This is a genomic window from Pedobacter sp. W3I1, from assembly GCF_030816015.1.
Lineage (GTDB): Bacteria > Bacteroidota > Bacteroidia > Sphingobacteriales > Sphingobacteriaceae > Pedobacter.
In genome coordinates this window covers 5656556-5670841 of the sequence record NZ_JAUSXN010000001.1, presented here as the reverse complement: position 1 = coordinate 5670841, position 14286 = coordinate 5656556, and the positions used below count along the sequence as shown (strand labels likewise).

The 14286-nt window shown below is 40.5% G+C and carries 10 protein-coding genes and 1 tRNA gene; 10 read left to right on the top strand and 1 reads right to left on the bottom strand.

What is annotated here, in order from left to right; genetic code table 11:
- Window positions 1–156: 156 nt before the first annotated feature.
- From QF042_RS23075 to QF042_RS23045, 7 genes are all read left to right on the top strand, one after another.
- Window positions 157–765, top strand: coding sequence for a TetR/AcrR family transcriptional regulator (locus QF042_RS23075; RefSeq protein WP_307532512.1), 609 nt, complete (start codon window positions 157–159; stop codon window positions 763–765).
- Window positions 766–809: 44 nt separating this feature from the next.
- Window positions 810–2183, top strand: a complete 1374-nt coding sequence (locus QF042_RS23070) for a TolC family protein (protein ID WP_307532511.1) — start codon at window positions 810–812, stop codon at window positions 2181–2183.
- A 5-nt stretch (window positions 2184–2188) separates the two neighbouring features.
- Window positions 2189–3235: an efflux RND transporter periplasmic adaptor subunit gene (locus tag QF042_RS23065; protein WP_307532510.1), complete on the top strand. Its 1047-nt coding sequence runs from the start codon at window positions 2189–2191 to the stop codon at window positions 3233–3235.
- An 11-nt stretch (window positions 3236–3246) separates the two neighbouring features.
- Window positions 3247–6297: an efflux RND transporter permease subunit gene (locus QF042_RS23060; RefSeq protein ID WP_307532509.1), complete on the top strand. Its 3051-nt coding sequence runs from the start codon at window positions 3247–3249 to the stop codon at window positions 6295–6297.
- Window positions 6298–6319: 22 nt separating this feature from the next.
- On the top strand, window positions 6320–7096 hold the full coding sequence (locus QF042_RS23055; protein ID WP_307532508.1) for an SDR family oxidoreductase: 777 nt from the start codon (window positions 6320–6322) through the stop codon (window positions 7094–7096).
- A gap of 134 nt (window positions 7097–7230) precedes the next feature.
- Window positions 7231–8139, top strand: coding sequence for an NAD(P)/FAD-dependent oxidoreductase (locus tag QF042_RS23050; RefSeq protein WP_307532507.1), 909 nt, complete (start codon window positions 7231–7233; stop codon window positions 8137–8139).
- 231 nt (window positions 8140–8370) lie between these two features.
- Entirely contained in the window at window positions 8371–8829 is a 459-nt protein-coding gene (locus QF042_RS23045; protein ID WP_307532506.1) for an isoprenylcysteine carboxylmethyltransferase family protein, read from the top strand.
- A 483-nt stretch (window positions 8830–9312) separates the two neighbouring features.
- On the opposite strand, the gene QF042_RS23040 is transcribed toward QF042_RS23045, so the two are convergent.
- A tRNA-Met gene (locus tag QF042_RS23040) sits at window positions 9313–9386 on the bottom strand.
- Between the two features lie 1041 nt (window positions 9387–10427).
- Between QF042_RS23040 and QF042_RS23035 the strand changes: the two genes are divergently transcribed.
- From QF042_RS23035 to QF042_RS23025, 3 genes are all read left to right on the top strand, one after another.
- Window positions 10428–10808 (top strand): START-like domain-containing protein, encoded by a 381-nt coding sequence (locus tag QF042_RS23035; RefSeq protein ID WP_029278206.1) that lies wholly within the window; start codon window positions 10428–10430, stop codon window positions 10806–10808.
- A gap of 39 nt (window positions 10809–10847) precedes the next feature.
- The gene (locus tag QF042_RS23030) at window positions 10848–12263 is read left to right on the top strand and encodes an LptF/LptG family permease (protein WP_307533326.1); all 1416 of its coding nucleotides are present in this window, start codon (window positions 10848–10850) and stop codon (window positions 12261–12263) included.
- A gap of 139 nt (window positions 12264–12402) precedes the next feature.
- The gene (locus tag QF042_RS23025) at window positions 12403–13614 is read left to right on the top strand and encodes a bifunctional 3,4-dihydroxy-2-butanone-4-phosphate synthase/GTP cyclohydrolase II (protein ID WP_307532505.1); all 1212 of its coding nucleotides are present in this window, start codon (window positions 12403–12405) and stop codon (window positions 13612–13614) included.
- Window positions 13615–14286: the final 672 nt, after the last annotated feature.

Sequence of the window (14286 nt, the reverse complement as noted above, 5' to 3'; positions counted from 1 at the left end):
TTGTCATGATTACGTAAAATGCAATATAGTTATATACTAATATTTGTGTTTTTGAACAGTGTTCAATACGTTTGTAGTGTCAAATAATTTGACATGTTGAAGATGAAAGGAGAGATTTGCTAGATTCGATCCCTATCTTTACAAATTATTTTATCCATGGGCATAATAGAAAGAAAGCAAAAAGAGAAACAGGAAATGCGACAACGCATCTTGAATGGTGCGAGAAAGGTATTTCTTCAGAACGGCTATCAACAGACCAGTATGCGTAATATTGCCAGTGAGATCAGCTATAGTGCGGGAATGATCTATTTCCATTTCAAGGATAAGGGCGAAATCTTTCAACATCTTCATAAGGAAGGATTTGCTTTATTGCTCAAACAATTTCGGGTACTTGACTCTGTAAAAGATCCATTTGAGCGCTTGAAGGCCCTAGGCATGGTGTTTATTGAATTTGCCCAAGAGAACAGGGATTATTATAACCTGATGTTCCTGGTAGAAGAACCCATAAAAAATTCAGAAGATAGCGGTTTCCAGATTGCGAAGGAAGCAATAAAGCACATACATGATCTGGTAATTGAGTGCCAAAATGCTGGTCGCTTTAAAGATATGGATACGGAGTACCTAACCTTTATGATTCTGTCTGTTACCCATGGCATCTGCGCACTTTTCTGTAAGGACAGGACGGTCAGTTTTGAAAACAAGACCAACAAGGAACTGATGGAGAACGGCTACGCAAGCTTTGTTGCCCTACTGGAAAAAGGCTAGCTTTTTTTTTAACCAAAATTTGAACAGTGTTTTATTTTATTACAATGATTAATATATTTAAAGATTTACCAAAAAAAACAACTTTCGGCGTGCTGCTATTTTGCATGATTTTCATGGCGAAACAATCAAGCGCCCAGAAGCAATTGAACAGCTATATCCAACAGGGGCTGGTTTCAAATGAAAGCATCAAAGAGCAGGAATTTCTGCTGAAAAGGAGCATCTATGCGCTCCAAGAGGCAAAAAGCATGTTCCTTCCAAGTGTAACCTTCTCGACCACCTATACAAAGGCCGATGGGGGAAGGACTATCGACTTCCCAACAGGTGATCTTTTTAATGCCGCCTATGCCACACTGAACCAGCTTACCGGGAGCAATTCCTTTCCACAACTCCAGAACCAGAGCATACTACTGAACCCCGATAACTTCTACGATGCCAAGTTCCGCACGAGCCTTCCCATCCTAAATGCAGAGCTGGTGTATAACAAAAGGATTAAATCCCAACAGGTGGATATTCAGAAAGCAGAAGTGCTCATGTACAAACGTGAATTGGTCAAGGAAATCAAGACGGCATATTATAATTATCTCAAGGCCACCAATGCCATCCGTATCTATCAATCATTTCTGAAACTGCTCGAAGAGGGTGAAAGGGTAAACCAGAGCCTCTTCAACAACAACAAGATCAACCGTACGGCGGTGATCCGTAGCCAGAATGAAGTGTCAAAGATAAATGCATCGCTTATAGCTGCCCAAAAAACAGAGGAAGCTGCCCGATACTACTTCAATTTCCTTTTGAACAGACCACTGACCGATACAATCCTGACCGATGACGTTCCATCGTTGCCAGCACAGGACAATCTGTTGATAGGTGATGTAAGCAGCCGTGAGGAACTGGCAAAACTGGAGATCGCCAAAGGGATCAACCAAAACCTTACCGGTCTTGCTAAATCCTATCTCATACCAAAAATCGGTACCTCGCTGGATCTGGGATCACAGGGTTTCGACTGGAAGTTTAACGACAAGAGCCGATATTATCTACTGGGGGTTTCATTGGAATGGAATCTGTTCTCTTCTGGACGAAACAATTATAAGATCAGGCAGTCCATTGCCAGTGAACAGGCCACATCGGCACAGACCGATCACGTGGCACAGCAACTACTTACCGAACTGAATGTGCGCAGGGCAAACCTGCAAAGTGCTGTCGCACAGTATAAGGCGGCACAGTCACAGCTAAAGACCAGCCAGACCTATTATAACGACATGACCAAACTTTATAAGGAGGGGATGGCCATATATATTGAGCTGCTTGATGCCCAGAATCAGTGGGTAGATGCCCAGCTACAATCCAACATTGCATTATTTGATACCTGGGTATCGTTCACGGCAATTGAGCGTGCGAATGCCAGCTTTAACCTACAATAAATAACATGAAGAAGATCCAACTTACATTAATTGCGCTTACATCCATTTTGTTCGCCTGCAAGGAAAAGCCAAAAAATACAAATCCCCTGGGCCAGCCGGATATCATTTCGGTGAGGGTTGCCCCAGTTTCCTTATTTGGTTCAACCAAGTCAATCCAGGCCACTGGCCTGGTTGCTACAGAAAATGAGGCCAATTATTCATTTAAGATTGGCGGGGTAATCAGGAGCATACTGGTTGATGAGGGGCAGTTCTTTAAAAAAGGACAGTTGCTTGCCACATTGAACACTACCGAAGTCGCGGCCGGCCTGGCACAGGCAAATCTGGGTGTGGACAAGGCTGCACGGGATTACGCCAGAGCGGTAAACCTTTACAGGGACAGTGTATTTACACTTGAACAGCTTCAGAATACCAAGACGGCACTGGATGTCGCAAAAAAAACCAGTGAGGCAACCGCCTTTAACCTGCGCTATGCCCAAATCTATGCTGCATCTGATGGTTTTGTGAGCCAGAAGATAGCCAGTGAAGGGGAAGTGATCGGGCCTGGTATGCCAGTGCTAGCCATTAACGAAACAAAGCAAAATAACAACTACATACTTAAAATTGGCGTAACTGACCGGGAGTGGGCAACGATCAATCCTGGACAAACGGCAACAGTGACGCTGGATGGGTATGCTGATAAGAAATTTGAGGCCTTCGTATTTCGTAAATCACAAGCGGCAGATCCTACACTTGGCTCCTTTCAGGTAGAACTGAAATTGAAATTAAACGACATAAAACCGGCAGTGGGCATGTTTGGCAAAGCGGAGATAGCTACAAACCAGGATGAAAATGTCAAGGTTATCCCATATGGATCGTTAGTAGAAGCGGATGGTGATAAGGCATTCGTATTCACACCTGATGGAGCCAATAAGGTCAGGAAAATTCCGGTAATTATTTCAAGGTTCGACAATCAACAGGTTTATCTAAAAGATGGACTTGAAGGAGTGAAAGAAATTGTGGTATCCAATAGTGCCTATCTCAACGAAAAATCTACAATAAAAATCATCAGGTAATAATAACAGATATGAAGATTACAAATTTTGCCGTCAAAAATTATCAGTTCACCCTCATTATATTTCTGCTGTTTGCAGTAGTTGGTGTACTTACTTTGTTTACAATGCCCCGTTCGGAAGACCCAACTATACATCCACCCGAATATCTTATAACTGTGATCTATCCGGGCACAAGTCCTAAAGATATGGAAGAGCAGGTGGTAAAACCAATTGAAAATAAAATTTACGGTCTGGAGAACATTGACAAAATACTTACTACAATTGAGGATGGTGTAGCGGCATTCCAGGTGAAATTTAAATATGGCGTTGATATAGACAATAAATACCAGGAGATATCAACAGAAATAAACGCCTTAAAAAATAGTGCGCTCCCTAAGGATATCTATTTGATCAAAACAGAAAAAATTTCTTCTTCCGATGTCAAGATTTTACAGGTTGCATTGGTTTCGGACAACGCTTCCGATAAATTGTTGAGAGATGAAGCTGATATCCTGAAAACACACCTGGAGAAAATAACAAACCTGAAAGAAGTCAAGTATTCCGGAATGCCGGAACAGGAAATCCGTGTTGATGTGCAATTGGATAAGCTGGCGCAAATGAAAATTCCGCTCAATATAGTTGTAGGCAGTTTACAAAGTGAAGCAGCGGATATTCCCGGTGGAAGCGTCAACCTTGAGAGTAAAGTTTTTAATGTAAAGACCAGCGGTAAGTTTAAGAGCACTGAGGACGTTGCCAATACCGTTATCTACAACGCCAATGGAAAGATTGTTTATTTGAAGGATGTGGCGGATGTAAGTTATAAAAGCGAAACGGTCAACCATATTACACGGGTGAATGGGCATCGTAGTGTACTGGTTACCGCAGCCATGAAAGACAATGTTAACATAACGAAAGTGCAGGAAGAGTTTTTGCCGATAGTGGAAGAATTTTCTAAAAGATTGTCTGCCAATATTCAGCTTGTCAAAACTTTTGATCAGGGTACTATGGTTTCGCAGCGTTTAGGACATCTTGGATTTGACTTTACCTTAGCCATTGTTTTGGTAGTTATTACCTTATTGCCTTTAGGATTTAGGGCATCACTCATTGTAATGATTTCTATTCCGCTTTCGTTAGCAATAGCGCTTATAGCACTGAATCTATTAGGGTATTCATTAAACCAACTTAGTATTGTTGGGCTCGTTGTGGCTTTGGGATTGTTGGTGGATGACAGTATCGTAGTTGTTGAAAATATAGAAAGATGGCTTAGGGAAGGACATTCACGAATGGATGCTGTTCTGAAAGGCACTAAACAAATAGGTGTAGCAGTTGCTGGATGCACAGCCACTTTGGTAATTGCATTTTTGCCTCTTGCCTTCCTGCCGGATTCAGCCGGTGAATTTATGCGCAGCCTGCCTATGGCTGTTATCACCAGTGTGCTTGCATCAATGATTGTGGCTTTAACGCTCGTCCCTTTCATGGGAAGCCGGTTATTGAAAACACACACAGATGGGGAAGGCAATTTTTTTCTGAAGCACCTGCAAAAATTTCTCACCTACAGTTATCGCGGTATTATGCCACGAGCTTTAAAATATCCTAAAACAACCATTGGAATATCATTAATACTTAGTGTTTTCGCTTTTTTCTTATTTACAAAAGCAGGATTCAAACTTTTCCCCACTTCTGAAAAGCCAATGTTCCTGATCAATATCAAAATGCCATTGCAGGCTGCTATTCCTGAAAGTGATCGTGTGACTAAACTTGTAGAAAATGAACTAAAGCAACACAAACAGATTGTATATTATACAAGCAATGTGGGCAAAGGAAACCCTCAAATATATTACAACGTACACCAACAGGATGTTAAGCCCGACTTTGCCCAGATTTTTGTACAGATGGATAATGAGGCAAGTCCTCACGCTAAAGTAGAGTTGGTTAAGCAGCTAAGGGAAAAGTTTAAAGATTTTCCTTATGCCAAAATTGAAGTGAAAGATTTTGAACAGGGCCCCCCGATAGAAGCCAACATAGTTGTAAGAGTATTTGGTGAAGACCCAAATAAGTTGCGTGAGCTTTCCTTTAAAGTGGAAGATCTGTTACGCAAACATCCAGGAACTGTTTACATCAATAATGAACTAAACACCTACAAGTCGGATGTTAAAATAGAAATAAACAAAGAAAAAGCCCGCACGTTAGGTGTGCTAACAAGTGATATTGATAAAGTAATTCGAATTGCCGTAGCGGGATTAACCGTGGGTGACTATATAGATGACAGAGGTGATTCACGCAATGTTGTTTTGACGCTTACCAGGGATAAATTCTCAAATTTGGATGCATTCAAAAACCTGTATGTAAATAATATACAAGGTGTTCCGGTATTGGTCAGTCAGATCGCAGCCATTTCCTTTGAGACATCGCCTACAGCCATCAATCATTTCAATAAATCCCGTTTCGCAAAGGTTACCTCTCTAACCAAGGAAGGTGTATATGCGAACGATATACTCAAGGACATTGTTCCGCAACTCGACAAACTTAAAATGCCGCCAGGCTACTATTACAAGCTATCGGGTGAAGCGGAATCGGAAGGTGATACACTTGGTGGGAATTTCCTGTCGGTTATCCTGTTAAGTACATTCCTTTTTGTTGGAGTTCTATTACTACAATTTAAAACGTTCAAAGGCATCATCATTGTACTATCTATTATTCCACTGGGGATTTTGGGCGGTATTATAATGCTATTGATCACCGGCAATCCGATGTCAATGGTTTCTATCATTGGTTTCATTGGCTTGTCCGGTATACAAGTCAAGAATTCGCTGTTACTCGTTGATTTTACCAACCAGTTACGGGCTGAAGGATATAGTATAGACGATGCAATTAATAAAGCAGGAGAAACCCGTTTCTTACCGGTTGTGCTGACGTCCATAACAGCTATTTGCGGATTAATTCCCCTTGCCTGGAATCCCAATCCACTTATCGCTCCATTGGCGATTGTGCTGATCGGTGGATTGATCAGTTCAACCATTCTTTCAAGAATTGTGACGCCTGTTATGTATAAGCTTATACCACCTTCCATTGAAAGTATTTAATCATTCATAAAAAGAGAACAAAATGAAACAATACATTCTAATAACCGGAGCATCATCTGGAATTGGTTACGAAATGGCCCAACAGCTTGCGGCTTTAGAATACAATCTAATCCTCACTGCCCGCAACGAGGATAAGCTGCTAGCTATGCAGCAGGAATTAACTATCAGATACGGAATTGATGTGCACTACATACCCAAAGACTTAGGCAGAACAGAGCAAGCGGCTCAGTTATTTGATGATATCAAGAGAGGCGGCTATCAGGTATCTCATTTGGTTAACAATGCAGGATTGGGCGACTATGGAAGTTTTCTGGAAACCTCACTGGAAAAGGAGTTGGAAATGATTGATCTCAATATCAGCAGCCTAGTTATCCTTACCAAATTGTTTGCAAAAGACATGGCAGCCCGAAAGTCAGGCAGGATTATGAACGTGTCTTCAGTGCTTGCATATTTGCCTTTCCCTTATATGTCGGTCTATTCCGCTACCAAGGCTTTTGTCTTAGCCTTTTCACAGACACTTGCCGCCGAACTGGAAGGAACCGGCGTAGTGGTTACCACACTGGCTCCCGGTACAACCGAAACCGCTTTTGTTTCGCCGGAAATGAGGGAGACCAATCTGCTGAAATCCAATAAGCCTACCCCAGTAAAGACAGTGGCTACCGAAGGAGTGAATCTTTTGCTACACGGAAAAGGAAAGAAAATTGTCGGTTTTCAAAACCGGTTTAATTCTATTTTAGCAGGAATACTGCCAGACTCGGTGATGATGAAAGTAAAGATGAAGCTGGCAAGTGCCAAGTGATATTGCACAAGTCTAAAAAACAAATGACCGGACCGAAAGAAATATCAAGACAAGAACTAATTAAATAAGGGGGACTTGCTTTATCAGTATTAGCTTTACCTTTATCATTAACAACATTTTCAAATTTTAACGAAATGACGGATAACAAAAATTTTGACGTAATCATAGTTGGCGGAAGCTATGCAGGACTTTCGGCAGCGATGGCTTTGGGACGAGCATTAAGAAATGTTCTGATCATTGACAGCGGTTTGCCTTGTAACCGACAAACACCTCACTCGCATAACTTCATTACGCAAGACGGAGAAAAACCAAGTGTTATTGCGGAAAAAGCAAAAAATGAAGTGTTGAAATACGACACGGTAAAATTCATAACTGACCTTGCCGTTAAGAGTACAAAAACCGATAAGGGATTTGAGATTTCAACTCAATCAGGAAAAATATTTTCTGCTGAAAAACTGGTTTTCGCAACAGGGTTAAAAGATAAAATGCCAAACATCGAGGGGTTTTCTGAATGTTGGGGAATTACAGTGCTTCATTGTCCCTATTGCCACGGATATGAAGTAAGGAATCAAAAAACAGGGATTTTTGCAAATGGATATGGTGCATTTCATCTGGCTCGGCTTATTCGTAACTGGACAAAGGATCTGACGATATTTACCAATGGAAAACCGGAACTGACACAGGAGCAAACTGACGAAATCAAAAGACACAATATTTCAATAGTTGAAAAGGAAATCACCTCATTGAAACACAAAGACGGAGTAGTTGAAGAAATAGTTTTTTCAGATAATACAACTTTTCAACTAAAAGTTATCTATTCAAGACCTCCTTTTGAACAACACTGTAAAATCCCCGAATCATTGGGCTGTGAATTGTCAGAACAGGGACTTGTCAAAGTAGATGCATTTCAGAAAACAACAGTAGACAATATATTCGCTTGTGGAGACAGTACCAATCCTCTTCGTTCTGTACCATATGCTGTATCAACAGGGAGTAACACAGGCGTGTTTTTAAATAACGCTTTGGTAGAAGAAGAATTTTAAAAATAACAATAAAAGCTGCACGTAACATGCGGTTTGGCGTTGTGGCTGGGCCAAACGCTGCATCAGTAGTAGTTCGCTTTTGTGCTGCATATCCAGGTTGACCGAACGGTACTGAGCAGTAGAATAAGACTTTTAGATAAATTCATCATTCGGCCTAAGCTGCGGCAGACAGAACACGGGTTACCGCAAGCCGTTAATCGTCAGCAGCAAGGAATTTATAATCAAATCATCATGAACACTTCAATACCTCGTATTCCTCCTCCAATTTATTTTCTTATAGGATTAATTGTGATGATATTACTCAGTTCATTTATTCCAATCGGACGCTGGTTGCATTACCCTTGGAGATACCTTGGTATCATATTTCTTGTTTTAGGATTTTCTCTCAGTCTTGGGAGCGGCTTATATTTCCGAAGATTAGGAACAAATCCTCGTCCCGGCGCTAAAGCAACTTTAATTGTCACTACAGGACCTTTTAAGTACACAAGAAACCCAATGTATTTGGGGTTAACCACAATGCTGATCGGTATTGCGGTACTTTTAGGGACATTTTCACCTGTGCTTGTAGTTCCCATATTCTTTATCCTCGTGCAAACACAATTTGTATTACGAGAAGAGAAATTGATGGAACAGTGGTTTGGCCAACCATACTTAGAATATAAAAAGAAGACTCCGAGGTGGTTAATTTAAGAAAGATACCTCCGCTAACATTGCATTACCAAAAGTGAGGCTGACGGACAAGTGCTGAGCAATATATTGTATGCTATTTATCTAATTAATAACCGGAATTTAATTGAACAAAAATGTCTATTTATGGAAACTAACTTTATCGAGAAAAATATTTCGGTTAAAAGGGCAACTCTATTTTGGCCAAGAACGGCATTGAAGTTGATGAAAGAGAAGCTGACGTAATCTTGGATTTTTTTATCTGATCGCAAGGAATTATGGGAAAGATGAAAAAGCTGAAAATAGCCATAACCCAAAGGAGAAGTCGAACTCGCTAAAATCGGCATCTACAAGTATATGAAGCTATTTTTTAGACTGCATTAGAAAAAAGTTTAAGAAGTTTTTAGTGATTGTCGAACACGATTTGGCCGAATAGTAATAATTTGAGCCACAGATTTTTATTGGTAAAAAAAAAGGAAACACTATAATTACAAGTGTTTCCTTATGTAGCGGGGAGCAGGATCGAACTGCCGACCTCAGGGTTATGAATCCTGCGCTCTAACCATCTGAGCTACCCCGCCGGGTTCATATTTACTAAATAATGTAAATATCGATGTGGTTATTTTTAAGAGTTGCAAATATAGAATAAATATACATTCTATTAAAAAGAAATGTGAAAAATACTTTAAAGTACTATTGCTCAGTAAATTTGATTGTTTTTAAGAGGCTGTAATCGTCATTTTAGGCCTTAAGGGAGCCTGTTTTTAGAAATTAATAACACAACAAAGGGCAGTATTTCGGCGGATACCGCAGAATTAACCGCATTCCTGGTCTTAGCATATGATCAAGCCTATTGCTTACGGTATGTACGAAAGATATTTCAGCTGGCCATTTGTGCTCATAAAATTGATGGTTTCAAAGATTGATTACCCCCTGGTGCTACCAAGTCATCCCCAAGGTAACTTTTTCCATAGCTGATATTCGCGAATCCTTTACCTTTTAGGTAATAAATTAGGTAACGCCAAGGTAAAGAATTGGTAAGCAAAGGGTTAACATGGGGTTAACCTGGTGTAGAGAAAGGGTAAAGAAAAGGTAGGGAATGGGTAAAGGAATTAGTCTGGAGTCCAGAGGCGGTAGTCTTGAGTCGTTTAAAGGGGTTTGCGTTTGGCGGTAGGCGTTTGGTGTGAATTAAGCGATTAGTCATCTAGCGCCGATTACCACGTGGTTTGTCATCCTGAATGTAATGAAGGATCTGTATGGTGATAGGCATTGCCCATTAATAATTCTCGCTTTGGTTTTGGTTTATTTGAGGCCTGGTTTTCATAGCTTAGAGGTTCTTCACTGCGCTCAGAATGACAGGGGAAAGCGAACTTAGCGATCGTTTTAAGATTGCTTTACCCGATGAAGGATCGGCCTCGGAATGACGCAATAGGAGGTAGGTTGGAGTCGGTAGTCAGTTAACCTATTAACCCCAATAACCACTAAACCAATGGCAAATGAACCGATGCACCACCCCCGGGAACCAATAAAAATTATATTGTTGCAGATATAGAATAAATTACCTTTCTTTAGAAAAATAATATTAAAAAATAGTCCGGAAATTATCCTGGTAGTGTACTAACATGGCAGAAAAGAAAAAATTTACACTAGAGTACGAAGTTAGATCGTCACCAAGAATATTGTATAGTTTTATAAGTGAGCCAAACGGCTTATCGCAATGGTTTGCGGACGATGTGAATTTCCGCGATCAGGTGTATACTTTTACCTGGGATGATGAGCAGCAAAAAGCAAAACTGGTTTCCATTAAAGAAAATAAGCTGGTTAAATTTAAGTGGCTTGATGACGAACCTCAATGTTATTTTGAGATGGAAATTGTACAGGATGAACTAACCAATGATGTTGCCCTCTCGATTACTGATTTTACTACCGATGAGCTTCTAGCAGAGAAAAAATTAATCTGGGATAACCAGATCGATTATCTGATTAGCGTATTGGGTGCATAAATTACCTTCGTATTGTTTACCTTTGTAGGGTGAAAAAAAATACATCTTCTATTAATAAAAGCATTTGTGAAGCCATTCATAGCAACATTTTTTGTTATGATGTTTATTCTATTAATGTTTTTTCTGTTTAAATGGATTGATGATTTAATTGGAAAAGGTTTCGAATGGTACACCATTCTGGAGCTGATGTATTACGCCTCGGCAGCCAATGTATCAATGGCGCTGCCACTATCGGTACTGCTTTCTTCCATCATGACTTTTGGTACACTCGGCGAAAATTATGAGCTGGTGGCCATTAAATCGGCAGGTATTTCTTTGCAGAAAGCCATGCGCCCCCTGTTTGTGGTGATTTTGATGCTCACCATAGCCTCCTTCTTTTTTGCCAACTATATGCTGCCCAAAGCCAACCTGAAATTTGGCTCGCTACTGTACGATATCAGGAATAAAAAACTTTCATTTTTAATCAAACCAGGGGTTTTTAACAACGCCATTCCGGGTTATGCCATCCGTGTTGATTCGAAAGAGGAAGACGGTACCTTGCACAATATCATGATTTACGATCACCGCGAGAATAACGGAATTCCGAAGGTAATTCTGGCGAAAGAGGGTAAAATGAACAAAACCGCCGATGGTAAATATTTGGTGCTTAACCTTAAAAATGGCGTGCAGTACGAAGAGCAATCTTCGAAAAACGGCATGTATAACCCGCGGCAGATTTTTACGCGGAACCGTTTTAAAGAAACCTCACCGCGTTTCGATATGTCGTCTTTTGATGGCAGTACCACCGATCCGAATGCATTTGGAAACAGTACGCCCATGTTAAACCTGAAAGGGATTGTTAAAAAGCGCGACTCACTGACCAAGCAATTGGATACCATGAAAATGCGAACCATTGCCAATCTCACCAGCAACTTCAAACAGTTTAATGTGACTAAAGGTTATACAAGTATAAAAGCTGTTCCGAAAAAGATTGATGATGTAATACTGAAGAGTATTCCTAACGGATCGCGGAAACTGGCCCTTGATAATGCAAACAATACGGTTGCGAATATTATGCAGCACGTACCCAACTGGGGCCCGCGCCAAACCGATTTAACCGGCGAAATTATTTTTACCACCGTAGAGTACCAACGTAAATTTACCCTGGCTGCGTCTTGCATCCTGTTGTTTTTTATTGGTGCGCCATTAGGTGCCATTATTAGAAAAGGAGGGATGGGTTTACCCGTTGTGGTGGCCATTTGCTTCTTCTTAGTGTACCACATTATTACCACGGTGGCCGAAAAGTCGGCTCGCGAAGGTAATTTGAACCCAATCTTCGGGATGTGGATTGCCGTAATTGTTTTATCGCCTCTGGCGGCCTTTTTAACCTATAAAGCTACCGTAGATTCGGCCTTATTTGATGTAAATTACTACAAGCAACTCTTCCTCAAACTATTTAAAAAGAAGGAAAAATAGGCGCCTTTTCCTTTACTTACAGATGATATTTTAATCCAAATATTGCTCAATAAGGTTGTACATTTGTACGGGTTATTGTTTGTGGTATAAATTGATTTTAATACGCCTTACACACCATTTGCCCCATAATGTTTATAAAATGCAAACAAAATTAAACACAATAGAAGAGGCCATCGCAGATATAAAAGCTGGTAAAGTTATTATTGTTGTAGATGATGAGAATAGAGAGAACGAAGGTGATTTTTTAACGGCAGCCGAAAATGCAACGCCCGAGATTATCAATTTTATGGCTACTTATGGCCGCGGTTTAATCTGTGCGCCCCTAACAGAAGAACGTTGTAAAGAATTAAACCTGAACCTGATGGTGGGTAAAAATACGGCCGCTTACGAAACTAATTTTACAGTTTCAGTCGACCTGGTTGGCCATGGTTGTACCACGGGGATTTCGGCAAGCGACCGCTCTAAAACCATGCTGGCTTTGGTTAATCCTAAAACCGACCCTGAAGAGTTGGGCAGGCCAGGACATATTTTTCCTTTAATTGCCAAAGACGGTGGCGTAATCCGCCGTGCAGGTCATACAGAAGCTGCGGTAGATTTAGCGCGTTTAGCCGGCATGAAACCTGCAGGTTTATTGGTAGAGATTTTAAAAGAAGATGGCGAAATGGCCAGACTTCCTGATTTATTTAAAATTGCCGAGCAGCACCAGTTAAAAATTATATCAATAGAAGATTTAATCGCCTACCGTTTAACCATGGATAGTTTGATTAAACAAGAGGTTAGCATCGATTTACCTACGGCTTGGGGCGATTTTAAAATGACAGCCTATACGCAGTTAGATAACAATGCCACACATTTAGCTATTTCTAAAGGCGAATGGAATGCCAACGAACCTATTTTAGCACGTGTACACAGCTCTTGTGTAACAGGCGATATCTTCGGTTCATGCCGTTGCGATTGTGGTCCGCAGTTGCACAAAGCATTAGAAATGATTGAAAAAGAAGGTAAAGGCATTGTGGTATACATGAACCAGGAGGGTAGAGGTATCGGGCTGATCAATAAATTACGTTCGTATAACTTACAGGATGCCGGTTTCGATACGGTAGAAGCGAATATTAAATTAGGCTTTAAAGGCGATGAACGCGATTATGGTGTAGGTGCGCAGATCCTGCGATCGGAAGGGGTGAGTAAAATGCGTTTAATGAGTAATAACCCAACCAAGAGAGCAGGCTTAATTGGTTATGGCTTAGAAGTGGTAGAAAACATCCCGATCGAAATTGCAAGTAATGTACATAACGAACGTTATTTAACGACCAAAAGAGATAAAATGGGCCATTCGATTATGAAAGGATAATTCAGTTGGCAGTTAACAGTTTGCAGTTAACAGTTTGGATTGTGCGAACTGAAATTACTAATTGAAAACTTATACAAGACCAACAGTTGAACAGATGTTCGATTGTTGGTTTTTTTTATGCGTATACTGAGATTCGTCATCCTGAACTTGTTTCAGGATCTTAGTAATTCCATAGCCATCACTGAGTTTTTACCATATAAAATCATTTAAGTCTTGATTCGGTTAATTTCTCCTCGGCTCGTCCTCCTGAACTTGGTTCAGGATCTTTATCGTTAACTCCATAGCAACGGATTTGGTTTTACCATATAAGACATATAAGATCATTTAAGTCTTGATTCGGTTAATTTCTCCTGCGGTTCGTCACCCTATCAGACATCTGAGGATCAGGATCTGTAAGCGTGGCGCCGATTATAAATTTACCGTTTCGATGTTGTGATTTGTGGTTCTGTGTATTATAGGTAGGAGATTCTTCACTGCGTTCAGAATGAAAGTGCGAATGAGAAATTAATTAGTCTGGAGTCTTGACTTCCAGGTCTTGAATCTATAAATTCTCCCGAGATCGTCCTCCTGAACTTGTTTTATTAGTTGTTTATTGTTTTCAATGGTCTAATAGCTACTTCGTGGTCAGGATCTATATAACATGATTATAACGATTAAAAGAGACCAGAATGC